The organism is Tenacibaculum sp. MAR_2010_89 (genome assembly GCF_900105985.1).
GTDB lineage: Bacteria > Bacteroidota > Bacteroidia > Flavobacteriales > Flavobacteriaceae > Polaribacter > Polaribacter halocynthiae.
In genome coordinates, this window is record NZ_FNUB01000004.1 from 585,415 (window position 1) to 611,974 (window position 26,560).

The following is a 26,560-nucleotide window of genomic DNA, read 5'->3' on the forward strand; positions in this document are numbered from 1 at the left end:
TTGTGGGCGCGAAGGGATTCGAACCCCTGACCCCTTGGGTGTAAACCAAGTGCTCTGAACCAACTGAGCTACGCGCCCTTGCTTGTTAATTGCGGGTGCAAATATATAACTGTTTTTTAAAACTACCAACAGTTTTTTTAGTTTTTTTTCATAAAATTTCTGCAACAACAAATGTACTCCCTCCAATATACCCTACATCACTTTTCCCCATCCTTAGCATCATCTCCTTAACCGCTTCTTTTACAGACAAAAAAGATTCACCATTCAAATTATAACCTTTAGCTTTTTCTTTTAATTCAATTTCCGACAATCCTCTTGGAATATTTGGTTTACAAAAATAATATTTTGCGTTTTTTGGAAACATCGGCAATATCTCTTCTAAATTTTTATCAGATACAACTCCTAAAACAATATGTATTTTTTCAAATTTTTCTTTTTTAAGTTGATTTAATACATAAAATAATCCTTCTTTATTATGAGCAGTATCACAAATTACCCTAGGAGACTCCTGTAATATTTGCCATCTCCCTTTTAAATTTGTGTTTTTTACTACACTCAACAGACCATTTATTATATTTTCTTCTGTCACAGAAAAATTCTTCAACTGTTTTATCACCTCAACAGCTGTTTTTGTATTCTTTGCTTGATAATCTCCTAATAGATCTGTTTTATACTTACTTTTTATATCGGATGCAAATATTATTTCTGAGTTACATTCTTTAGCTTTGTCAATAAAAGTAGTAGTTGTTTCTTTTTGACGTTCTCCAATTACAACTGGAACATTTCTTTTTATTATCCCTGCTTTTTCAAAAGCTATTTCTGACATAGTTTCTCCCAAAAACTGCGTATGATCCAAACCTATATTGGTAATCACTGACACTTCAGGGGTTATTACATTTGTTGAATCTAATCTTCCTCCTAAACCTACTTCTATTACTGCAACATCAACTTTTTCTTTTTTAAAAATATCAAAAGCCAACCCAACTGTCATTTCAAAAAACGATAACCTTTGGCTTTCCAAAAATGTTTTATTTTCTGAAATAAAATTTACAACTGTATCTTTAGAAATTTCTTCACCATTAACTCTAATTCGTTCTGTGAAATTTTTTAAATGAGGAGAAGTATATAATCCTACCTTATATCCGGCTTCCTGTAATATTGATGCCAACATATGACTTGTTGACCCTTTCCCATTCGTACCTCCTACATGTATCGTTTTAAACTCCCTATAAGGATAATTCAAATGATTTGAGAATGCTTTTATATTCGTTAAATCTTTTTTAAACGCTGTTTTACCTTCCTTTTGATACATAGGTAACTGCGCAAACATCCAACTTAAAGTTTCTTGGTAGTTCATTAGCTATAATTGAATCATCTAAATGAAATATTTAGACTAAAATATTAAGTTACTTCGATTATATTTATAAAATTATTGAGATAAGGAAAACTTATATACAATAGTTCCTTTTTGTTTAGTTGGTGCATTACTATCAGGGTTCCACTTTGTTCTTAAAGCTGCCTCTTTTGCAGGTTTCAATAAACAAGGAGCTGTATTTGTTGATCCCTTTACCCCGGCTATAGCTTTTATCACTTTACCGTTTTTATCTACTTCTATACTTACAACTACCACTCCCTCTTCCTGGCAGTCGGGCTTTTTAATTGGTTTAGAAACGGCTTTTCTTCCAGCTAAATTATAGTTCCCTCCAGAACCACTTCCTGAATTACCATAATATTTAGAGGAATTCGGATCTCCATCTTTATTCCCTTTAACACCTTGCTTTGAATCATCTCCCTCACCTGTATTTGCTCCATCTTTTGATGTACCATTTAGCAAACTATTCAATGCATCCTTTGTAGCTTTTGAAGGCTTAGGTTTTGGTTTTTCTTTAGGCTTAACTTCTTTAGGTACTTCTTTTACTTTTTCTTTTTTTTCTTTACTTTTTTCTACTACTGGAACATCTTTAGCAGTATCATCTGTAATTACTTCCTCTTTAATTGTTTCTGAAGGAGTTTCTTCAACCTTCTCTTCAACAACTTCTTCAACTTTTTCAGATACTGACTGTTTTTTAGTTTTTTCAACAGGTTCTCCACTTCCTACATTAGAATTACCAAAATTAATAGCTAATCCGTACTCTATTGGTGGATCAAGATATTTCATTCCATAATTAAAAATCCCAAACAACAATAATAACAGTATAACTGCTGTTATTACTGCTGACTTTTTCTTATGTTTTGTATCTAATATCGACATATTTATTTGCCTTTTACAGCTAAAATCATTTTTAATTTATTCTTATTCGCTATATCAATAACCTTCATTACATTTTTGTAAGGAACATTCTTATCTCCTCTAATAACTACTGTTTTCTTTTTATCCCCTCCTACTTTAGACAAAATCTCTCTTTCTAAGTTAGCAACATTCACTTTAGATTTATCAATATAGAAAGCCGAGTTCTTAGTTATGGTTACTGCAATAGAAGTATTGTTTTCAGTTTTACCACCTGCCTTAGGCAATAAAACATCAATTGCACTTACTGTAACCAACGTTGAAGTAAGCATAAAAAATATTAACAACAAAAAAACAATATCAGTCATTGACGACATGTTAAAACTTGGATCTACTTTATTTCTTCCTCTTAAGTTCATTATACAGGCTCATTTAAAAGATCTAAAAACTCTACCGATTTAGCTTCCATTTGATAAACTACCTTATCTGTTCTAACTACCAAATGATTGTATGAAATATAAGCTATAATCCCCACAATTAAACCTGCTACAGTTGTTGTCATGGCTGTATATAACCCATCAGACAACATTTTTATATCTATTTGACCTCCTGCATTCGCTATTTCATGAATTGCAACTATCATTCCAATTACTGTTCCTAAAAAACCTATCATTGGTGCGGCTCCTGCAATTGTAGCCAACACACTAACATTTTTCTCTAATTGATACACTTCTAATTTCCCGGCATTTTCAATAGCTTTATTTATATCTTCTAATGGTTTACCAATTCTTGATATCCCTTTACCAATCAATCTAGCGGTAGGTGTATTTGTATTTGTACATAATGCCTTTGCACTTTCCAATTTCCCTCCAGTAATATGATCTTTAATTTGATTCATAAAGTTTTTATCCACATTAGAAGCAGCTTTTATAGCAAAAAAACGTTCAAAATAAATATATAATGCTACAGCTAAAAGCACAAATAATAAAGCTATAATAATTTGACCACCTGGTCCTCCATCCATAATCAACTTATAGATAGATAATGTTTTTTCTTGTGTTGCTTCTTCTAGCAATTCTGTTTTTTCTTGAAAATATGCTAACATTAAAATAATTTTAAGTTTTAATTACTAACGATTGAGTTCTTTTTAAATTGTTTAAAAAAATCCTGAATTGTTCAATTCAGGATTTATAAATATAAAATAAATATCTTTTAAAAGTTTAAGACAATAGTAATTTTACCATTAAATATCCTAAACCTCCTAAAACTATTGTGTATGGTAATGCCATTTTTACCATTTTTCCATAAGAAAGGTTAATTAAAGGCGCTAATGACGATGTTAACAAAAATAAGAATGCAGCTTGCCCATTTGGTGTTGCTACACTAGGTAAATTAGTACCCGTATTAATTGCTATTGCTAGCTTCTCAAAATGTTCTCTATCAATTATCCCACTTTTAAATGCACTTTCAACTTCTCCAATATAAACAGTTGCAACAAACACATTATCACTAATTGCAGATAAAAAACCATTGGCTACATAAAACAAACCTGGTTGTGATGCCGGATCCTGATCTAAAGCCCATTGTATAATAGGACTAAATAGATGTTGATCGTGAATCATTGCTACTATTACAAAAAATACAACTAATAATCCTGTAAAAGGTAAAGCTTCTTCAAAAGCATGTCCTAATTGATGCTCGTCAATTATCCCCATGAAAGCTGTTTGAACGATTATTAAAGCTAATCCAATAAAACCAACTGGAGCAACATGTAACGCTAATCCTGCAATTAATAATATCGCAGATACCCCTTGAATTATTAATCCATATTTTTGTTTATCAGTTCGTTTTTTATCTTCTTCAATCGTATAACTCTCAATAATTTCAGCGGCTACTGTTGGTAATTTTTCACCAAAGCCAAACCAACCTGTTGTTTCTAAAACTACAGTAGTAAGTAAACCCGCAAATAAAACCGGTATAGTTATCGGAGCCATCTTTAAAAAGAATTCAATAAAATCCCACCCAACTCTTTCTCCTATTAAAAGATTTTGTGGTTCACCAACCAAAGTACATACACCTCCTAAAGCTGTACCTACAACTCCATGCATTATTAAACTTCTTAAAAAACTACGGAATTGCTCTAATGTTTCTCCACTCAATTCTTTTCTATCTAAAATACCATCATGGTCATAATCAGATGAACTAGAATGAATTTTATGATAAACTCCATAAAAACCTACCGCTACACTAATTAAAACAGCGGTTACTGTAAGTGCATCTAAAAATGCTGAAAGTACTGCTGATAAAAAAACAAAAAGTAATGACAATACTACTTTAGATTTTATTTTGGTAAAAACCTTACTAAAAATATACATTAATAAAGGCTTCATAAAATAAATACCTGCTACCATAAACACTAAAAGCAAAACAACCTCTAGATTTTGATCTACTTCGTGATATGCATTTTTAGGTGTGGTTAATCCTAAGGCTATTGCCTCTATTGCTAACAACCCTCCTGATTGGAGAGGATAACATTTTAAAGCCATTGCAAGAGTAAATATAAATTCCCCTATAAAAAGCCAAGCTGTTATTGTTTTTCCTAAAACGAAAAAAGAAATTATATTAAAGATTAAAAAACCAATCATGGTCATTTTAAACCACCTAGGACTGTTCCCTAAAAAATATTTAAACATAGTATCTATTTAATTTGTAGCCTTTACACTAACTCTTTTAAAGCTATTTCAAAAGCCGTTTCACTTATTTTTGTTTTTGATGCACTTTTTGCAAAAGTTCTTTGCAATGCTTTTCTTATTGTATTAGATGTGTCTTCAAAAATTGCTTCATCACTCATTTCAACTCTACGCTCCATGAAATAAGCAAACACTCTTGCCATTCCACAATTAGAAATAAAATCTGGAATTAAACTTACTTTTTTATCAGTATCTTCCATTATAGATCCGAAGAAAATTTCTTTATCGGCGAAAGGAACATTTGCTCCACAAGAAATAACCTCTAAACCAGTTTCTATCATCTGATTTATTTGTTCTTGTTTAACTAATCTAGATGCAGCACATGGTGCAAATATTTCACATGGTAAATTCCAGATACGAGCGTTCATTTCTTCAAAAGGAATCATGTTTTCAGCTACCAATGTATTTCCGTCTTTATTTAAAAACAGATCTCTTATTTCTTCAGAAGAAAAACCTTCTTCATTAATAACTCCTCCAACTCTATCAATAATACCTACAACTTTAGCTCCCATTTGAGCTAAATAGTATGCAGCAGCAGAACCTACATTCCCAAAACCTTGAACAATAGCTCTTTTACCTTCAACATTACCTCCATATATATCATAGTAATGACGTACAGCTTCAGCAACCCCATATCCTGTAATCATATCTGCCACAGTATATTTTCTAGTTACACTTGGTGATAAACTCTCGTCTTCTAATACTTTTATCACTCCATGTCTTAACTGCCCAATTCTATTTATTTTATCAGCCTCAGTTGGTTTAAAATGCCCATTAAAAACTCCTTCTTGTGGGTGCCAAACACCACTGTCTTCAGTAATAGGAATTACTTCATGAATTTCATCTACATTCAAATCACCTCCGGTTCCATAATAATTTTTCAACAATGGAGCTACAGCTTTATACCAACGCTCTAAAACACCTTTTTTACGAGGATCATGCGGATCAAAATTAATTCCAGATTTAGCACCTCCAATTGCAGGTCCAGATACTGTAAACTTTACTTCCATTGTTTTAGCAAGTGACATTACCTCGTACTTGTCTAATCCTTTACGCATTCTAGTACCACCACCAGCAGCACCTCCTCTTAATGAGTTTATAACTGTCCAACCTTCTGCTTCAGTTTCTGAATCTTTCCAATTAAAAACTATCTCTGGTTGCTTTTCTTCGTATTTTTTTAATAATTCTTTCATCTTATATAAATTTATGTTCAACTATATGTTCTTTCTCTTAATTCGTTAAAACTTGTTATTCTAAAAAATTTACCCCAATGGGGAGTTAAAGTTGATCCATTTTTATATACTATTAATTATTACTAACGTACAAACTTACTGTAAAAATATGATTGCTCAAACTGTTAAAAGTTAATTATTTGGATAAAAAATTTCACCAGAAGAATGGTCTTTTGCTGCCCCAGTTACTGATGCTAAACAATTAACCTGATTTTCAACACGTAACAATCCTAAAAAAGCAAAAATTAAAGCTTCCTTATAATCTACAAGTTCTTTTTTAGGTAAAACTACTCTTTGATTTGTGTAGAATTTTATTTGTTCTATTAAAAATGCATTAAAAACACCTCCTCCAGTAAATAAAGTTCTGGAAGATTCTTTTATTATTGAACCAATTTGTATAGCTACATGCTCAATAAAAGTTCTTAATATAGATGGAATATCTTTTTCATTTTTATCAATTAGAGGATAAATAAACTCTTTAACCCATTCCAATCCTAATGATTTTGGAGATACTGCCTTATAAAACGACAAATTATTTAACGCTTCTAATAATTCTTTATTTATTAATCCTTTAGATGCTAAATGACCACCATCATCATATTCTAAACCAATTTTTCTTGTATAATAATTAAGTACAATATTAACTGGACAAATATCAAAAGCTAATCGTTCATTACCTTTCTCAAATGAAACATTTGCAAAACCACCTAGATTTACACAATACTCATAATTTGAAAATAATAACTTGTCACCTATTGGAACCAAAGGAGCTCCTTGCCCTCCATATTCTACATCTTGACTTCTAAAATCGCATATAACTTTTTGTTGAGTAACATTAGCTATTATTTGTCCATTGCCTATTTGTAAAGTAAATCCTTTATCAGGTTGATGTAAAATAGTATGTCCATGCGATGCAATAAAATCAATTTTCTCAATGCCTTTTTCTTGTATAAATTTTTTAATAACCTTTCCTAAAAAATTACCATATAACACATCTAGTTCAATTAATTTTTCTTTTGAAAAAGAAATAGCTTCTTCTAACCGTTTTCTCCAAATTTTAGAATAAGAAATGGTTTCAGAAAACAAAATTTCAAACTCCTGAAAATTAGACTTCTTAAACTCAACATAAACCAAATCTATTCCATCTAAAGAAGTTCCTGACATCAAACCAATAATCCTATAAGAGTCTTCTAACATATTCAGTAAAAATATAAAAATTCATTGAATATTTCACATTAAAAAAGTATCTTTGGAAACATTTTTTACGAATTTAATAAACATTAATAGGTAATGGATTTTAATCTTACAGAAGAGCATTTAATGATTCGTGATGCTGCACGCGATTTTGCACAGAACGAATTATTACCAGGAGTAATTGAAAGAGACGAGAAACAAGAATTTCCAAACGAACTAGTTCGTAAAATGGGAGAACTAGGTTTTATGGGGATTATGGTAGATCCTAAATATGGAGGAAGTGGAATGGATAGCGTTTCTTACGTATTGATTATGGAAGAGTTATCTAAAATTGATGCTTCTGCATCTGTAATGGTATCGGTAAATAACTCATTAGTTTGTTACGGTTTGGAGGCTTACGGTAATGAAGAGCAAAAACAAAAATACTTAACAAAATTAGCTACTGGTGAACAAATTGGTGCTTTTTGTTTAAGTGAACCTGAAGCTGGTAGTGATGCTACTTCACAAGCAACTACTGCCGAAGATAAAGGTGATCACTATTTATTAAATGGTACAAAAAACTGGATAACTAACGGTGGTCGTGCTGACGTTTTTTTAGTGATAGCGCAAACAGATCGTAGTAAAAAACATAGAGGTATTAACGCTTTTATTGTTGAAAAAGGTATGGAAGGTTTTCATATTGGTCCAAAAGAAGATAAATTAGGAATTCGTGGTTCTGATACTCATACACTACAGTTTAATGACGTAAAAGTTCCAAAAGAAAACAGAATAGGAGAAGATGGTTTTGGTTTTAAATTTGCCATGAAAACTTTATCTGGTGGTCGTATTGGTATTGCTGCTCAAGCATTAGGAATAGCATCTGGAGGTTATGAATTAGCTTTAAAATACTCTAAAGAGCGTAAAGCTTTTGGCACTGAAATATGTAATCATCAAGCTATCGCTTTTAAATTAGCTGATATGTATACAGAAATCTCAGCTGCACGTCATCTTGTAATGAAAGCTGCTTGTGATAAAGATGCTGGTATAAACTATGATCAATCTGGTGCAATGGCTAAGTTATATGCTTCTAAAGTTGCAATGGAACAAACTGTTGAGGCTGTTCAAATACACGGAGGTAATGGTTTTGTAAAAGAATATCATGTTGAGCGTTTAATGCGTGATGCGAAAATTACTCAAATTTATGAAGGTACTTCTGAAATTCAAAAAATTGTAATTTCTAGAAGCTTAATTAAAGGGTAAATTAATTAAAAATATTATCATTAAAAAGTCCGTCGTTATCGATGGACTTTTTTATTTTTATACTATGACTGAGGATATATTAAAAAAATTAGAAAACCCTGTATGGTATTCTTTATGTGAAGCACATAGTAAATTTACTGTTGACTACAATGGTGTTAAATTTTACGACCCAGATGTTTGCCCGTTTGGAGCTTTTACTAATTTAAATGAAACTAAAAACGCAATAGAAAAATACGCTAACTTAACTTCTAGTTTATTTGTTGTTGGTCAAGAACCGAATAATAGTTCTAACACTAAATTAAATAGAATTGTTCCTTGTGATCAAATGATCCTTAAAACACTTAAAGAGCCTAAATACGATTCTGAAATAATAAAACTAACTGAGAAACATATTAATGAACTGTATGATCTAGTTTGGTTGGTAATGCCTGGTTATTATAAAAAAAGAACTTTTGAAATGGGTGATTATTATGGAATAATTAAAGACAATAAGCTTATTGCTGCTACAGGAGAACGGTTACAATTAAATGATTTTATTGAAATTAGTGCAGTAGTAACACACCCTGATTATACTAGAAAAGGATTCGCTAAACAATTAGTAGCACATACAACGAAGAAAATTATAGAAAAAAACAAAACACCAATATTACATGTTGCCGACATAAATACTGGTGCCATTAAATTATATGAAAGTTTAGGCTATAAGACTATTAGAAAGATAATATGGAGACATTATATTAATGTTTAAATTCAATTTTATGTAAATGTAAACCTGAAGATGGTGCTATCGTTTTTAAAAACTCTATATCACTTTTTGGATTCAATGATTTTTCTATAAATTCTAAATCATAATTTTCTTTACCTAATTCAAATAAAGCTCCCATGATTAATCGAATTTGATTTCTTAAAAAGCCTTCTCCTCTTACAATTAATACGTAACTTGTTTCTGGAAAAAAAGAAGCAGTTAATTCAGTATTTTCTTCAATATTACATTCAATAATCTCTCTTTCAACTTTTGTTTCTTCAGAAGGTTTAGTACAGTATCTTTTATAGTTATGAAACCCTTTAAATAAGTTTGCTCCTTTTTTCATTAATTCAATGTTTAGGTCTACTAATATCCCTGTAAGAAATGGAGCACAATAAGGATGATTTTTCTCTCCAAAAGAAAAATAATATCGATATTCTTTAACTTTACTATGTTGAATAATATTAAACGACTCGTCTAATATTGGTTCAATTGATAGTGCTCTAATGTCCGATGGTGAATTTTTATTAAAACTTTTAATAAATTCATCTTCTTCAAGTTTTTTATCAATAAATAGCTGGAAATGGTAATCAGTAGCCGATACTTTTGCATCGGTTCTTCCTACTCCAACAGATTTATTTCTAACCCCTTTACAAACAAATTTTAATGTTTTGTCAATTGCCCAATGTACTGTTTTTAAATTTGGCTGCTTTTGCCAACCATGAAAACGAAAACCAAGGTATTGAACATTTATTAAATATGAGCACGTGTAATTCATAGTTTACAAATCTACATCAAACACACCCAAATATAAAATTACATTTTTATCACAAAAAACATTAAAAAACAAATAATAACACATTAAAAAGATCAAAAACAAAAATAAAAATAAACAAAAACTTACAAATTAGTGTTTTTATTGATAATAATTCATTTTTATGATATTCGTGATTTTTCTACTCTTTTTTGAGTAGTCTGAATTTTAAAACACTTCTAAACACCACTATTTAATATATTGTTATTTAAAAGGGTGTTTTTTTAATTCATCCCTTAATCATGAAAACGTTTTCGCTAAACACAACCCCACTAACCATTTGTTTTTTAAGTAGTTTTATTAGAGATTTGTAGAGTAACGAACTAATATTTTAATACTCTGAAAACATATTTAACACATATACCATACATCTATTTAAAAAATATTAAGCATAATTTTTTTTATTTTTTATCACAAAAACCATTATTTAAAAACGTATGCTTTATTAAATATTTAGAAAGAAAGAGGACTTTCTTTTTTAGCCATTATAACAATATTGATAAACAATCTAAGTTTATCCAAGCTTCTGTTAAATTTCGGAATAAATATACCATCGTAGAGTAATTAACTAACCTTGAGTTAGTGTCTAGTAAATTTTAAAATTACATCATTAATGTTTAGTCTTTTATACTAAGCAAGCAACAAGTATTGACTATTAACAACCTAAATAATCATTATTTAATGAAAAAAATAGAAGCCATAATTCGAAAATCAAAATTCCATCAAGTTAAAGAAGCTTTACATAACATTGGTGTTAACTTTTTCTCTTATTGGGATGTAACTGGACTAGGAAATGAAAAAGAAGGTCACGTTTATAGAGGTGTCTCTTTTAGCACTAGCGACATTCAAAGAAGATATTTATCAATTGTAGTTAATGATGAATTTAAAGAACCCGCAATACAAGCAATTTTATCAGCTGCTGCATCTGGTGAAGTTGGAGATGGTAAAATATTTGTTTCTAGCATTGAAGAAAGCTACCGCATACGAACTGGTGAAAAAGGAAATAACACTTTAAATTAAAAAATAAAACATGGATATACTTACTGTAAATAATTTATGGATGATGATTTGTACTGCCCTTGTTTTTATTATGCACTTAGGCTTTACTTTTTTAGAAATTGGACTTACCAGACAAAAAAACACTCTGAATATTTTATTTAAAAATATTTTTATAATTACCGTAGGCTTACTTTTATATTTTTTAATTGGATTCAATTTAATGTATCCAAATTTTGGGGAAGGTTCATTTGGTATCATTGGTTTTTCTGGAGTTGGTTTAACCCCTCCATTAACTAATAATGTGTTAGATTTAACCTACAACAATGGTTTTACTTTTTGGACAGACTTTTTATTTCAAGGGATGTTTGCGGCAACAGCAGCTACCATAGTTTCTGGAGCAGTAGCAGAAAGAATGAAGCTTGGCCCTTTTATTCTTTTCACAGTAATTTATGTTGGATTTGTGTATCCAATAGCTGGATCATGGAAATGGGGCAAAGGCTTTTTAGAAAACTTAGAAACTCCTTTTTATGATTTTGCGGGCTCTACTTTAGTTCACTCAGTTGGAGGATGGGCAGCTATAATTGCTATTTGGTTGTTGGGACCAAGAATTGGAAAATTTAAAAACAATCAATCATTTGCCATTCCTGGTCATAATATTCCTTTAGCTACAGCTGGTGTGTTAATACTTTGGTTTGGATGGTTTGGGTTTAATGGTGGCTCAGTTTTATCAGCAGACCCCACCAAAACATCTTTAACCCTAGTTACAACTTGCTTAGCTGCTGCAAGCGGAGGTGTATTTTCTTTTATTAGTTCTTCAATCATTTATAAAAACTATGATTTAACAATGTTTTTAAATGGAATATTAGGAGGACTTGTTGGAATAACTGCTGGTGCAGATTTAATGTCTCCTACGAATGCTATTATTATTGGAGCAATTGCCGGTATTTTGGTTGTATTAGCTGTTGCTCTTATTGACACTTGTAAGTTAGATGACCCAGTAGGTGCTATTGCTGTTCATCTTTTTTGTGGTATCTGGGGAACTTTAGCGGTTGGTATTTTTGGAGACCTTGCTAGCCTTAATCAATTTGTATCTCAACTTATTGGAGTTATTGCATATGCCTTGTTTTGTATATCCACATCATTTATCATCATTTATACACTTAAAAAAACTATAGGAATAAGAGTTTCAGAAAAGGACGAGCTAAAAGGCTTAGACAAATCAGAACATGGTATTAGTGCTTATCCTGAATTTAGATTAAACGAATAATTAAACTATAAAACCATCAAATAATGAAAGATCAAGGATTATATTTAAATGAATTTGAAAGAGATAATTGTGGAGCTGGTTTTATCTGTAATTTACACGGTAAAAAATCAAATAAAATAATACATAATGCCCTCGAAATACTTGTTAAATTAGAGCATAGAGGTGCCGTTAGTTCTGATGGAAAAACTGGTGATGGAGCAGGTATTCTTATTGATATACCTCATGATTTTTTTAAACGAGTTTGTAATTTTGAAATCCCATCGTATAAAGAATATGCAGTTGGTATGGTTTTTCTTCCTCAAAATAAATATCAATTAAATTTTTGTATTAATATTTTTGAAGAAGAACTTAAAAATCAAGATTTAAGAATTTTAGGATGGAGAGACGTTCCTGTTGATAGCAATTGTATTGGAAACATCGCTGCAAAATCAGAACCTTATACAAAACAAATATTTATTGATAAAAACGCTCAGAGCTTAACAGATTTAGAGTTTAATGCTAAATTATTTGCTGCAAGAAAAATAACTGAACACATAATAGCAAACTCAAAATTATCTGAAGCTAATTATTTTTACGTACCCTCTTTATCAACTACAACTATTATTTATAAAGGATTGTTAATACCTGAAGATATTGGCATTTATTATAAAGATTTACAAGAAGAAGATGTAGTTACTCGTTTAGCGTTAGTACATCAACGATTTTCAACAAATACTTTTCCTTCTTGGGATTTAGCACAACCTTTTCGTTATATGTGTCATAATGGTGAAATCAATACATTAAAAGGAAACGTAAGTAGAATGCGTGCTCGTGAAGAGCTCATGAAAAGCCCATTGTTTAAAAACAACATTAAAAAACTGTTCCCTATAATTCATGAAAACAAATCAGATTCAGCCTCAATGGATATGGTTGTTGAGTTATTATTAATGACAGGGAAAACCCTTCCTGAAGTTCTCATGATGATGGTTCCTGAAGCATGGGAAAAAGACCAAACAATGTCAAATGAAAAGAAGGCTTTTTATGAATATAATTCATGTATCATGGAGCCTTGGGATGGCCCAGCATCCATACCATTTACAGATGGAAATTATATAGGTGCAGTATTAGACAGGAATGGGTTACGCCCATCAAGGTATACAGTTACCAAAGATGGTTTTGTTATTATGGCTTCAGAAATTGGTGTTGTTGAAGTACTTCCTCAAAACGTTGCTAAACATGGAAGACTTGAACCTGGGAAAATATTCTTGGTTGATATGAACGCTGGAAAAATTATAGAAGATAAAGAAGTTAAAGATCAAATAATACACAAGCACCCTTATAAAAAATGGATTAAAGATCACTCGCTTCCTTTAGCAGAAGTTCCTTATACTGAAAACCCTCCAACATATGAAGTAACTGATTACAAAACACGTTTAAAAGCTTTTGGATACACTTTTGAAGACATTTCTACAGTTATTAACCCAATGGCTACAAAATCTAAAGAAGCTATAGGTTCAATGGGAACTGACACCCCTTTAGCTGTACTATCTAATAAATCACAATTGTTATATAACTACTTTAAGCAATTATTTGCTCAAGTAACAAACCCTCCTCTTGATGGCATCCGTGAAGAAATAATCACAGACATTAGTTTAGCAATTGGTGGAGACAGAAACATATTTGATACAATTCCAGAGCAAGCAAAAAAGCTTCGTATTCAAAATCCTGTAATTTCTAATGAAGATCTTGATAAGATTAAAAATATAAAACATCCTGATTTTAAATCTAAATTAATTCCCATATTATATAAACATAAAAGAGGTGTAAATGGCTTAGAAATCGCTTTAGATAACATATTAGACAAAGCTGAAAAAGCAATAGATAAAGGCACAAATATTATAATTTTATCTGATCGCGGAATTACTAATAAAAAAGCCCCAATACCAGCCTTACTTGCTTGTTCATATTTACATCATTCTTTAAACAGAAAAGGTAAACGTTCACAATTCGGAATTGTAATAGAAACTGCTGAAGCACGAGAACCACATCATTTTGCCACTCTTTTTGGCTATGGAGCAAGTGCAGTAAATCCATATTTAGTTAATGAAATTATTGAACAAGAAGTAGCACAAGGAACTATAAAAAACCTAAGCAAAGCTAATGCTGTTAAAAATTACAATACAGCAATAGGTAAAGGGTTACTCAAAATTATGAATAAGATTGGAATATCTACTTTGCATTCATATAGAGCTTCCCAAATATTTGAAATTTTAGGATTAAAACAATCTTTTACTAATAAATATTTCCCTAACACCCCTTCAAGAATTGGTGGTATTGGTTTATACGTATTAGAAAAAGATATCTTATCTAGATATAAAAGTGCTTTCCCTTCTAAAAAAATTGAAGCAAATCTTGAATTACCTATTGGAGGTGATTACCGTTGGAGAAGAAATGGTGAAAACCATCAATTTAATCCAAACTCAATTGCTAAACTTCAACAAGCAGTAAGACTAAAAAGTAAAGAAAGCTATGCTACTTATTCCAAATTAATTAATGAGCAAAGTGAAAATTTAATGACGATTAGAGGTTTATTAGAATTTAATAATTTGAATCCAATACCTATTGATGAAGTTGAACCTTGGACAGAGATCGTAAAACGTTTTAAAACTGGTGCCATGTCTTATGGTTCTATTAGTAAGGAAGCTCATGAAAACTTAGCTATAGCAATGAATAGAATTGGAGGTAAAAGTAATTCTGGAGAAGGTGGTGAAGATATAGAAAGGTTTAAAGTTTTAAAAAATGGAGATTCAAAAAAGAGTGCTATAAAACAAGTTGCTTCTGGTCGATTTGGAGTTTCTAGTAATTATTTAACGAATGCTAAGGAAATCCAAATTAAAATGGCACAAGGTGCTAAGCCTGGAGAAGGCGGGCAATTACCTGGCGAGAAAGTATTTCCTTGGATAGCTAAAGTACGAAATTCAACGCCCTTTGTTGGTCTTATCTCTCCACCTCCACATCATGATATTTATTCTATTGAAGATTTAGCTCAATTAATTTACGATTTAAAAAATGCAAATAGAGAAGCTAGAATTAATGTTAAGTTAGTATCAAAAGTAGGAGTTGGAACCATTGCAGCTGGGGTTGCAAAAGCTAAAGCAGATGTTATATTAGTGTCGGGATTTGATGGAGGAACTGGTGCTTCTCCTTTAACTTCACTAAAACATGCTGGACTTCCATGGGAATTAGGAATTGCTGAAGCCCAACAAACTTTAATTTTAAACAATCTAAGAAATAGAGTTGTTTTAGAATGTGATGGACAGTTAAAAACCGGGAGAGATGTGGCCATCGCTACTCTTTTAGGAGCTGAAGAATTCGGTTTTGCTACTGCTCCTTTGGTTGCATCAGGGTGTATAATGATGAGAGCTTGTCATTTAAATACATGCCCAGTTGGTATTGCTACTCAAGATCCAGAATTAAGAAAAAACTTTAAAGGAACACCTGAGCACGTAATTAATTTCATGTATTTCGTTGCTGAAGAGCTTAGACAGATCATGGCTAAACTTGGTTTCAAAACAATAAATGAAATGGTAGGTCAAGTACATAAACTAAGCACAAAAAAAGCTATCAATCATTATAAAGCAAAAGGCATTGATTTATCTAATATTCTTTATCAACCAAAAACAAAAAACAAATTACTTTGTAATACTGAACAACAAGATCATGAATTAAAAAATGTGCTTGATTTAAGAATTTATAAAGAAGCTAAACCTGCAATTTCAAAGAAAATACCAATGTCTTTTGAATATCAGATAAAAAACACTAACAGATCAGTTGGAGCAATTCTTTCTAATGAAATTTCAAAAATCCATGGAGAAAACGGGCTTCCTGAAAACACGTTACAACTAAACTTCATCGGTTCAGCCGGTCAAAGTTTTGGAGCATTTGCTTGTAAAGGACTAACCTTAAGTGTTGAAGGAGAAACCAATGATTATTTAGGTAAAGGACTTTCAGGAGGTAAATTAATTATAAAAAAACCTCAAATTGCAAGTTTTAAAGCTGAAGAAAATATTATTACGGGTAATGTTAGTTTATACGGAGCAATAGCTGGAGAGGTTTATATAAATGGTATTGCAGGAGAAAGGTTTGCTGTTAGAAATTCAGGTGCTATTGCTGTTGTTGAAGGAGTTGGAGATCACGGATGTGAGTATATGACTGGAGGAAAAGTAATTGTTCTTGGTAATACTGGTAAAAACTTTGCCGCTGGGATGAGTGGAGGGATTGCTTACTTATACAATAAAAATAACAGTTATAAAAAATCACTATGTAATATAGAAATGGTTGATTTAGAAGCTCCCTCATCTTCAGATTTAAATGAGTTATATCAGTTAATAAATAACCATTACACTCATACAAAAAGCAACATTGCTAATAAAGTTTTGTTGAACTGGAAAAAAGAATCAATGAATTTCATTAAAGTTTTTCCAAAAGAATACAAAAAAGCAATACAGAAAACACATAAAGAGGTAAAACAATTAACAGCATAGACAATGGGAGAAATTGGAGGTTTTAAATTATACAAGAGAATTAACGAAAAGCAACAACCAGTTAGTAAACGTTTAAAGAACTATAATGAGTTTACTATTAGTTTAAATCAAGACACATTAAAAAGTCAAGCATCAAGATGCATGAACTGTGGAGTTCCATTTTGCCATAGTGGATGTCCGTTAGGAAACTTAATTCCTGATTTTAATGATTATATACATAGGGGCGAATGGAAAAAAGCTCTTAACATACTTCATAGTACTAATAATTTTCCAGAATTTACAGGAAGACTATGTCCTGCTCCTTGCGAAAAAGCTTGTGTTTTAGGTATTATTGACGCTCCTGTTTCTATCGAAAACATAGAAAAATATTTAGTCGAGAGAGGGTTCAAGGAAGGTTGGATTAAACCTAAACCTCCTACTAAAAGAACTGGAAAAACTATTGCAATAGTAGGTTCAGGTCCAGCTGGATTAGCTGTCGCTCAACAATTAAATAGAAGTGGCCATTTAGTTACTGTTTTTGAGAGAGACGATAAACTTGGTGGTTTATTACGTTATGGTATACCTAATTTTAAATTAGAAAAAAATATTATTGATAGAAGAATTAATATTCTTGAAGAAGAAGGTATTATTTTTAAAACTAATGTAAATGTTGGGATAAATTATAGTATTGAAAAATTACAAAAATTTGATGCAATTGTTTTATGTGGAGGAGCTACAATTCCTAGAAATTTACCTATAAATAAGTTTACTATAAATGGAGTTCATCAAGCTATGGATTATTTAAAAGAACAAACAAAAGCCCTATATAACCAAAAACAGGAAATAGCTATAAATGCAAAGAATAAAAATGTAATTGTTATTGGTGGTGGTGATACTGGATCTGATTGTGTTGGTACTGCAAATAGGCAAGGAGCTAGTTCAGTAGTTAACTTTGAAATATTACCTAAGCCTTCTAAAAATAGAGATACTTCGACTCCATGGCCTTTTTGGCCTTTACAACTAAAAACTACAACTTCTCATGACGAAGGCTGCGATAGAAATTGGTTAATTAACACTAAAGAATTTTTGACAGATGATTCAGGAAATTTAACTGGCATAAAAACGGTTAAAGTAAAATGGGAAGTTGATTCAAATAAAAAACCAGTTCTAATTGAACAATCAGGTTCAGAAAAAATATGGCCTTGTGACTTAGTTCTTTTATCACTTGGTTTTACTGGTCCTGAAAAAACATTAGCTGAACAATTAGAACTTAAAACCAATCAAAGAGGTAATTATTCGGCAAAAGAATATCAAACAAATATTCCTAAAATATTTACAGCTGGTGATATGAGAAGAGGTCAATCATTAATTGTTTGGGCTATTTCTGAAGGAAGAGAAGCTGCTAAATCTGTTAATAAATTTCTTCTTAAAAAGAATCTCTTACCATATAAAGGTCAAGGTGATTTACTAAATTCAAATAACTAAAAAAAACTCCTTAAAAAATTAAGGAGTTTTTTTTATAATAAATTGAATGATTGTTTTGCTATTTCTAATTCTTCATTTGTAGGTATAACCAATATTTTTACTTTTGATGAATCTAAACTAACATCTATTAACTCTTTAGCTCTAATATCATTTTTATTTTTATCTAATTCAATACCAAAAGTTTCCATTTCGGTACATACTAAATTTCTTATCATACTTGAATTCTCTCCAATTCCAGCTGTAAAAACTATAGCATCTAAACCATTCATAGCTGCTACATAAGAACCGATATACTTTTTAATTCTATAAGCATTCATGTCTAAAGCTAATTTACAAGCTACATTACCTAGAGAAGCTTCTTTTTCAATATCACGTAAATCACTATAACCAGTTAACCCTAACATCCCGCTTTCTTCCTGCAACATAGTATAGACATCGTCTATTTTATATCCTAATTCATTTATTAGATAAAAAATTAAGCTATGATCAATATCACCAGAACGACTTCCCATAATTAATCCTGTAACAGGTCCAAACCCTAAACTATGATCAATACTTATTCCATTTTTTATAGCTGTCATACTACAACCATTTCCTAAATGAATAGTAATAATTTTAGATTTTTCTTTCTTTAAATATTCATTAGCTAGTTCAGAAACATATTTATGACTCGTACCGTGGAAACCATATAAACGGATATTATTTTCTACTAAAAATTTATTTGGAATAGCATATTTATGAGCTATAACCGGTATTGTTTGATGAAATGCTGTATCAAAAACAGCAATCTGCTTTGCAGCACTAAAAATAGCCTCGGCTACATTTATTCCTTCCAAATTTGCAGGATTGTGTAATGGTGCTAATGAAAATAGTTCTTTGATTTTATCTTTAACTTTTTTAGTTACTTCTACAATATTCGTAAAAGTACTTCCTCCATGAACAACCCTGTGCCCTACCGCTTTTATTTCTTCAGTAGATTTAATTACCCCTATCTTATCATCTAAAAGAAGATTCACTACTCTTTCTAATCCTTCTTTATGATTATTAAGGGTTGTTAACTCTTCTATCTTTTCAGTTTTTGATGCATAATGAATTGCACTATCACTTAAACCAATTCTTTCAATCAAACCATGACAAATCACATCTTGTTCAGGCATACTAAACAATTGATATTTAATAGATGAACTCCCTGAATTAATAACTAATATCTTCATAAATTATCTTTATAATTAAATGATTTATTTTTCCTGTGCTTGTATTGCTGTTAATATTACAGTGTTAAAAATATCATCAACGGTACAGCCTCTACTTAAATCATTCACTGGTTTATTTAAACCTTGTAGCATAGGACCAATTGCTAAAGCTCCAGTTTCACGTTGCACTGCTTTATAGGTATTATTTCCAGTATTTAAATCAGGAAAAATTAACACGTTTGCTTGCCCTGCCACTTTAGAGTTTGGCAGTTTCTTTTTTCCAATACTTGGATCTACAGCTGCATCATATTGTATAGGTCCTTCTACTTTTAAATCAGTTCTTTTTTCTTTAATTATCTCTGTAGCTCTTCTTACAACATCAACATCTTCACCTTTTCCAGATGAACCAGATGAATAAGAAAGCATTGCTATTTTAGGGTCTATACCGAAAGCAATACTTGAGTCAGCTGATGAAATTGCTATTTCAGCTAGCTGTTCTGCCGTAGGATTTGGATTAATAGCACAATCTCCAAAAACAGATACTCTATCTTCTAAGCACATGAAAAATATTGATGATACAACAGAAAAACCTGGCTTGGTTTTTACAAATTGTAATGCTGGTTTGATAGTATGTTGTGTGGTATGAGCTGCACCAGAAACCATACCGTCTGCTATGCCTTTAAAAACCATCATAGTTCCGAAATAAGAAACATCTGCCATTAAATCTTCTGCCATTGCTGGACTTACTCCTTTGTGTTTTCTTAATTCATATAAAGTATTAGAAAATTCTTGAAAATATTTTGATTCTATCGGATTAATAATAGGCGTTTTATCAAAGTTAAAAGGAATGTTTAATCTTTTTATAGAAGCTTCAATATTCACTTTTTTACCTAAAATAGTCAAATCAACAACATTATTCTTTTGCAATTGTGAAGCTGCAATTAAAATTCTATCATCACTTCCTTCCGGAAGAACTATATGCTTTCTTTGTTCTTTTGCTCTTTTCAATAAATTATATTGAAACATTCTAGGAGTTAAAGTTTCTGTTCCTTTAAAATTTGATAATTTTTCTCTCAAAGAAGAAACATCAACGTATTTTTCAAAAATATTAATTGACATTTTAATCTTATCAACATTTTCGGCATATATATGAGATCTAACATTACTTAATTTTGAGGTAATAGCAAAAGTTCCTTCTTCTACCCAAAGAATAGGTACAACTTTTTCCAAACCTTCAATTAATTTAATTATAGACGGATTAAGTTCCATCCCTCCAGTTAAAATAATACCAGATATTGATGGATAATTAGTTGAAATATTTGCTTGTAATGTACCTAATAAAATATCAGATCTATCCGCTGGAGTAACAACTACACTATCTTCTGCTAAATGATGCAAAAAATGTGATAACTGCATGGCTCCAACCTTTATATCACCAGTTGCATTGTTCAATAATTCTTTTCCAAATAAAACCTTTCCATCAATTTCATTCAGAAATTCTTTAATAGTTGGGTTATTTAACTTCTTGTTAATTGGAATAGCATTAATAGAAACAGAATTAGATAAGTTTTTTCCTACTTGATCTAAGATAACTGGAATATTCTCTTCTTGAACTTTGTTAGCTACAACCGCTATAACTTGTACATCTTTACTATTAAATAAATCGTAAGTTAAGCGCAAACTTTGAATAAATTCTTCTAATGTTTTATTAACACCACCTGAAACAATAATAACTGGAGTTCCTAAATTTTTAGCAATTAAAACATTTAAATCCATTTCAATTACAGCTGCATGATCGGAAAAATCAGTTCCTTCAACTATTACAAAATCATTTTCTTCTTCTAGTTTTTTATATTTCTCTATTATTATATTAATAACTTCATCTTCTTGATCATCATTTAATTTTTTTATTAAATCTGAACGAGTAAATGCATACGAATCTTCATATTTAGTTTTTAATTTGAAATAATTAAGAATTGTGTTTATGTGATTATCCTTAGCTCCTTCTATAGGATTATCAATAATGGGTCTAAAATAACCTACTTTTGGTTTATTTCTAAGAAATAATTGCATTAGACCAAGACTAAGCATTGATTTACCTGAGTTTGCTTCACTTGCTGCTATATAAATTGCTTTATTCATTACTTCCTTTTTTTGCAAAATTAAGCTAAATCAATATAATAATTGAAAAATTAATAAAAGTTTAAAACAAATACATAAGCTAATACTCCCCACAGTATTGAACTACTGATTATTTAGGTTTTAATAAAGAAGTATAGTTTGGAACAAAAAAAAACCGTTCTTTATCTTACTAAAGAACGGTTTAAAAGAAAGGCAACGACCTACTCTCCCACCTGTGGCAGTACCATCGGCGCTAATGGGCTTAACTTCTCTGTTCGGAATGGTAAGAGGTGAGCCCCATTGCAATAATCACCTTAAATTGTTTCAGTGTATTTCAACTGTATAAGTTAACATATTGATAAATATAATATTGTAAAGTTTCAAAGAGTTTGCTTCCCCTCACAAGGAGGGGAAGTACGTACATAAGCCTATGGGTTATTAGTACTACTTGGCTACATACATTACTGCACTTACACCTATAGCCTATCAACGTGGTAATCTCCCACGACCCTTTAAAGAAATCTCATCTTGTGGTGGGTTTCGCGCTTATATGCTTTCAGCGCTTATCCCTTCCCGACGTAGCTACCCTGCAGTGCCACTGGCGTGACAACAGGTACACTAGAGGTCAGTTCAACTCGGTCCTCTCGTACTAAAGTCAAATCCACTCAAATTTCTAACGCCCACAGCAGATAGAGACCGAACTGTCTCACGACGTTCTGAACCCAGCTCGCGTGCCACTTTAATGGGCGAACAGCCCAACCCTTGGGACCTTCTCCAGCCCCAGGATGTGACGAGCCGACATCGAGGTGCCAAACCCCCCGTCGATGTGAGCTCTTGGGGGAGATCAGCCTGTTATCCCCGGAGTACCTTTTATCCTTTGAGCGATGGCCCTTCCATGCGGAACCACCGGATCACTATGCTCTACTTTCGTACCTGATCGACCTGTATGTCTCTCAGTCAAGCTCCCTTATGCCATTGCACTCTACGCACGGTTACCAAGCGTGCTGAGGGAACCTTTAGAAGCCTCCGTTACTCTTTTGGAGGCGACCACCCCAGTCAAACTACCCACCACGCACTGTTCTCATCGCTGAGTTAGGCTCTAGATAAGCAAAGGGTGGTATTTCAAGGATGATTCCACAACGCCTAGCGACGCCGCTTCATTATCTCCCACCTATCCTACACATTACTTATCCAAAGTCAATACGAAGCTATAGTAAAGGTTCACGGGTCTTTTCGTCCGCTGCGGGTAATCGGCATCTTCACCGATACTACAATTTCACCGAGCTCATGGCTGAGACAGTATCCAGATCGTTGCACCATTCGTGCAGGTCGGAACTTACCCGACAAGGAATTTCGCTACCTTAGGACCGTTATAGTTACGGCCGCCGTTTACTGGGGCTTCATTTTAGATCTTCGCCGAAGCTAAACCCTCCACTTAACCTTCCAGCACCGGGCAGGTGTCAGGCCTTATACATCATCTTTCAATTTAGCAAAGCCCTGTGTTTTTGATAAACAGTCGCCTGGATCTTTTCACTGCGGCCAGCATTGCTGCTGGCGACCTTTCTCCCGAAGTTACAGGTCTATTTTGCCTAGTTCCTTAGCCATGAATCTCTCGAGCACCTTAGAATTCTCATCCCAACTACCTGTGTCGGTTTACGGTACGGGTTCTCATAATCTGAAGCTTAGAGGTTTTTCTTGGAAGCCCTTAGGCACACTATCAACGCATCCGAAGACTTGTTGTACTATCACACTTCAGCTAGACTAGCGGATTTACCTAAAAGTCTAATACCTACATGTTTCAACGAACTATTCCGTCAGTTCGCGGTGCTTTCATTACTCCGTCACCCCATCGCAATTATAAGAAGTACAGGAATATTAACCTGTTGGCCATCGACTACTCCCTTCGGATTCGCCTTAGGTCCCGACTAACCCTCAGCTGATTAGCATCGCTGAGGAAACCTTAGTCTTTCGGTGAGGGGGTTTCTCGCCCCTTTATCGTTACTTATGCCTACATTTTCTTTTCTATCCGCTCCAGCATACCTTACAGTACACCTTCTGCGCAAATAGAATGCTCCCCTACCACTTTATACTTAGTATAAAATCCATAGCTTCGGTAATATGTTTATGCCCGATTATTATCCATGCAAAACCGCTCGACTAGTGAGCTGTTACGCACTCTTTAAATGAATGGCTGCTTCCAAGCCAACATCCTAGCTGTCTAAGCAGTTTCACCTCGTTTTTTCAACTTAACATATATTTGGGGACCTTAGCTGATGGTCTGGGTTCTTTCCTCTCGGACATGGACTTAGCACCCATGCCCTCACTGCTGAGTAACATTTTATAGCATTCGGAGTTTGTCAGGAATTGGTAGGCGGTGAAGCCCCGCATCCAATCAGTAGCTCTACTCTATAAAACTTTCGCTCAACGCTGCACCTAAATGCATTTCGGGAGTACGAGCTATTTCCGAGTTTGATTGGCCTTTCACCCCTACCCACAGGTCATCCAAAGACTTTTCAACGTCAACTGGTTCGGTCCTCCACTGTGTGTTACCACAGCTTCAACCTGCCATGGGTAGATCACTCGGTTTCGCGTCTACTACTACTAACTATGTCGCCCTATTCAGACTCGCTTTCGCTTCGCTCCGGACCTTAAATCCTTAACCTTGCTAGCAACAGTAACTCGTAGGCTCATTATGCAAAAAGGCACGCCGTCACACAGTAAATGTGCTCCGACCGCTTGTAGGCGTACGGTTTCAGGTTCTATTTCACTCCCTTACTTAGGTTCTTTTCACCTTTCCCTCACGTACTAGTTCACTATCGGTCTTTCAGGAGTATTTAGCCTTACGGATGGTCCCGGTAGATTCATACAGGATTACTCGTGTCCCGCACTACTCAGGGTACTGCTATATTATCTTCGCTTACCTATACGAGACTATCACTCTCTTTGGTTCGTCTTTCCAAACGATTCTAGTTCACTTAGACTCTAATGTCGCAGCCCTACAACCCCAATACTGCCGTAACAGCATTGGTTTGGCTAATCCGCGTTCGCTCGCCGCTACTAACGGAAATCACTATTGTTTTCTCTTCCTCCGGGTACTTAGATGTTTCAGTTCTCCGGGTTTGCTCCTATAAATAGGTGACATGTCTTCAACATGCCGGGTTGCCCATTCGAAATTTACGGATCATAATGTGTGTGCCACTCCCGTAACTTATCGCAGCTTATCGCGTCCTTCATCGCCTCTGAAAGCCTAGGCATCCGCCATACGCCCTTATTTAGCTTATTGTACTTTTTGCTGCAGTATCTCTACTACAACGAGCTCTTTATAATTCTTTATTTTTATAAAAATATTGTTGTTAGATCGTAATCTAACTTCTCTATCTTGATTCTTTACGATATCATTTTTACCAATATGTCAATGAACGTTTTTAGACCTATAGTCTAATGGTGGAGAATATCGGAGTCGAACCGATGACCTCTTGCGTGCAAGGCAAGCGCTCTAGCCAGCTGAGCTAATCCCCCATTATGAAATTCAGAATATGAATCCTCAATTATGAATGTTGAATTCTCTAACTTCCAGAATTTCCTTCCTAATATATACTTCTTTATTTGTAGTCCGGGCAGACTCGAACTGCCGACCTCTACATTATCAGTGTAGCGCTCTAACCAGCTGAGCTACGAGACTATAATAGCTATATATTAGTGTGTTTTAAAATTAACAGCAAAGAGCAAAATGTACCTCTTTTGTAACTCACCATCTTTCTCTAGAAAGGAGGTGTTCCAGCCGCACCTTCCGGTACGGCTACCTTGTTACGACTTAGCCCTAGTTACCAGTTTTACCCTAGGCAGTTCCTTGCGGTAACCGACTTCAGCACCCCCAGCTTCCATGGCTTGACGGGCGGTGTGTACAAGGCCCGGGAACGTATTCACCGGATCATGGCTGATATCCGATTACTAGCGATTCCAGCTTCACGGAGTCGAGTTGCAGACTCCGATCCGAACTGTGATATGGTTTATAGATTCGCTCCTATTCGCATAGTGGCTGCTCATTGTCCATACCATTGTAGCACGTGTGTAGCCCAGGACGTAAGGGCCGTGATGATTTGACGTCATCCCCACCTTCCTCACGGTTTGCACCGGCAGTCTCGCTAGAGTCCTCAACTTTACTTGTTAGCAACTAACGATAGGGGTTGCGCTCGTTATAGGACTTAACCTGACACCTCACGGCACGAGCTGACGACAACCATGCAGCACCTTGTGATCTGTCGAAGAAAAACTCTATCTCTAAAGCTGTCAGACCACATTTAAGCCCTGGTAAGGTTCCTCGCGTATCATCGAATTAAACCACATGCTCCACCGCTTGTGCGGGCCCCCGTCAATTCCTTTGAGTTTCAATCTTGCGATCGTACTCCCCAGGTGGGACACTTATCACTTTCGCTTAGTCACTGAGATAAATCCCAACAACTAGTGTCCATCGTTTACGGCGTGGACTACCAGGGTATCTAATCCTGTTCGCTCCCCACGCTTTCGTCCATGAGCGTCAGTATATACGTAGTAGACTGCCTTCGCAATCGGTATTCTGTGTAATATCTATGCATTTCACCGCTACACTACACATTCTATCTACTTCCGTATAACTCAAGTCAACCAGTATCAAAGGCAGTTCCATAGTTAAGCTATGGGATTTCACCTCTGACTTAATTGACCGCCTGCGGACCCTTTAAACCAATGATTCGGATAACGCTTGCACCTCCGTATTACGCGGCTGCTGGCACGGAGTTAGCCGGTGCTTATT

16 protein-coding genes, 3 tRNA genes and 3 rRNA genes are annotated in these 26,560 nt (G+C 33.4%); 6 read left to right on the top strand and 16 right to left on the bottom strand.

Features of this window, described 5'->3' with window-relative positions; translation table 11 throughout:
* Positions 1–3 precede the first annotated feature (3 nt).
* From BLV71_RS03515 to BLV71_RS03550, 8 genes are all read right to left on the bottom strand, one after another.
* A tRNA-Val gene (locus BLV71_RS03515) sits at positions 4–78 on the bottom strand.
* Positions 79–148: 70 nt separating this feature from the next.
* The gene (locus tag BLV71_RS03520) at positions 149–1,357 is read right to left on the bottom strand and encodes a bifunctional folylpolyglutamate synthase/dihydrofolate synthase (RefSeq protein WP_093869192.1); all 1,209 of its coding nucleotides are present in this window, start codon (positions 1,355–1,357) and stop codon (positions 149–151) included.
* A gap of 72 nt (positions 1,358–1,429) precedes the next feature.
* On the bottom strand, positions 1,430–2,251 hold the full coding sequence (locus BLV71_RS03525) for an energy transducer TonB family protein (protein ID WP_093869193.1): 822 nt from the start codon (positions 2,249–2,251) through the stop codon (positions 1,430–1,432).
* 2 nt (positions 2,252–2,253) lie between these two features.
* Positions 2,254–2,646 (bottom strand): ExbD/TolR family protein, encoded by a 393-nt coding sequence (locus tag BLV71_RS03530; RefSeq protein WP_093869194.1) that lies wholly within the window; start codon positions 2,644–2,646, stop codon positions 2,254–2,256.
* Positions 2,646–3,332 (bottom strand): MotA/TolQ/ExbB proton channel family protein, encoded by a 687-nt coding sequence (locus BLV71_RS03535; RefSeq protein WP_093869195.1) that lies wholly within the window; start codon positions 3,330–3,332, stop codon positions 2,646–2,648. The genes BLV71_RS03530 and BLV71_RS03535 overlap by 1 nt, the downstream gene beginning before the upstream one ends.
* 115 nt (positions 3,333–3,447) lie before the next feature.
* Positions 3,448–4,920: a sodium/proton antiporter NhaB gene (gene nhaB / locus BLV71_RS03540; RefSeq protein ID WP_093869196.1), complete on the bottom strand. Its 1,473-nt coding sequence runs from the start codon at positions 4,918–4,920 to the stop codon at positions 3,448–3,450.
* Between the two features lie 23 nt (positions 4,921–4,943).
* Positions 4,944–6,170, bottom strand: coding sequence for a Glu/Leu/Phe/Val dehydrogenase dimerization domain-containing protein (locus BLV71_RS03545; RefSeq protein ID WP_093869197.1), 1,227 nt, complete (start codon positions 6,168–6,170; stop codon positions 4,944–4,946).
* 171 nt (positions 6,171–6,341) lie between these two features.
* Entirely contained in the window at positions 6,342–7,406 is a 1,065-nt protein-coding gene (locus tag BLV71_RS03550; RefSeq protein WP_093869198.1) for an anhydro-N-acetylmuramic acid kinase, read from the bottom strand.
* Between the two features lie 93 nt (positions 7,407–7,499).
* Between BLV71_RS03550 and BLV71_RS03555 the strand changes: the two genes are divergently transcribed.
* Positions 7,500–8,642 (top strand): acyl-CoA dehydrogenase, encoded by a 1,143-nt coding sequence (locus tag BLV71_RS03555; protein WP_093869199.1) that lies wholly within the window; start codon positions 7,500–7,502, stop codon positions 8,640–8,642.
* A gap of 64 nt (positions 8,643–8,706) precedes the next feature.
* Positions 8,707–9,390, top strand: coding sequence for a GNAT family N-acetyltransferase (locus BLV71_RS03560; protein ID WP_093869200.1), 684 nt, complete (start codon positions 8,707–8,709; stop codon positions 9,388–9,390).
* Here the strand turns inward: BLV71_RS03560 and BLV71_RS03565 are convergent.
* Positions 9,380–10,165 carry a tRNA pseudouridine synthase A gene (locus BLV71_RS03565; protein ID WP_093869201.1) on the bottom strand — a complete coding sequence of 262 codons (786 nt, stop codon included), beginning with the start codon at positions 10,163–10,165 and terminating at the stop codon, positions 9,380–9,382. The two genes, BLV71_RS03560 and BLV71_RS03565, sit on opposite strands and share 11 nt — an antisense overlap.
* Positions 10,166–10,882: 717 nt before the next feature.
* Here BLV71_RS03565 and BLV71_RS03570 point away from each other — a divergent pair.
* The 4 genes from BLV71_RS03570 to BLV71_RS03585 are packed head-to-tail and all read left to right on the top strand — an operon-like array spanning position 10,883 to position 18,454.
* Entirely contained in the window at positions 10,883–11,221 is a 339-nt protein-coding gene (locus BLV71_RS03570) for a P-II family nitrogen regulator (protein ID WP_093869202.1), read from the top strand.
* A 10-nt stretch (positions 11,222–11,231) separates the two neighbouring features.
* Positions 11,232–12,467, top strand: coding sequence for an ammonium transporter (locus tag BLV71_RS03575; RefSeq protein WP_093869203.1), 1,236 nt, complete (start codon positions 11,232–11,234; stop codon positions 12,465–12,467).
* A gap of 23 nt (positions 12,468–12,490) precedes the next feature.
* Entirely contained in the window at positions 12,491–16,990 is a 4,500-nt protein-coding gene (gene gltB / locus BLV71_RS03580; protein WP_093869204.1) for a glutamate synthase large subunit, read from the top strand.
* A 3-nt stretch (positions 16,991–16,993) separates the two neighbouring features.
* Positions 16,994–18,454, top strand: coding sequence for a glutamate synthase subunit beta (locus tag BLV71_RS03585; RefSeq protein WP_093869205.1), 1,461 nt, complete (start codon positions 16,994–16,996; stop codon positions 18,452–18,454).
* A 32-nt stretch (positions 18,455–18,486) separates the two neighbouring features.
* Here the strand turns inward: BLV71_RS03585 and BLV71_RS03590 are convergent, their stop codons facing one another.
* The 7 genes from BLV71_RS03590 to BLV71_RS03620 all read right to left on the bottom strand — a co-directional run.
* Positions 18,487–19,668, bottom strand: coding sequence for an acetate/propionate family kinase (locus BLV71_RS03590; protein ID WP_093869206.1), 1,182 nt, complete (start codon positions 19,666–19,668; stop codon positions 18,487–18,489).
* Positions 19,669–19,692: 24 nt separating this feature from the next.
* Entirely contained in the window at positions 19,693–21,789 is a 2,097-nt protein-coding gene (pta, locus tag BLV71_RS03595; RefSeq protein ID WP_093869207.1) for a phosphate acetyltransferase, read from the bottom strand.
* Positions 21,790–21,976: 187 nt separating this feature from the next.
* Positions 21,977–22,085 (bottom strand): 5S ribosomal RNA (gene rrf / locus BLV71_RS03600).
* Between the two features lie 101 nt (positions 22,086–22,186).
* A 23S ribosomal RNA gene (locus tag BLV71_RS03605) occupies positions 22,187–25,051 on the bottom strand.
* 159 nt (positions 25,052–25,210) lie between these two features.
* Positions 25,211–25,287, bottom strand: a tRNA-Ala gene (locus BLV71_RS03610).
* Between the two features lie 89 nt (positions 25,288–25,376).
* Positions 25,377–25,451 (bottom strand) — tRNA-Ile (locus tag BLV71_RS03615).
* A gap of 82 nt (positions 25,452–25,533) precedes the next feature.
* Positions 25,534–26,560: ribosomal RNA gene (locus tag BLV71_RS03620) — 16S ribosomal RNA — on the bottom strand; the annotation flags it as partial.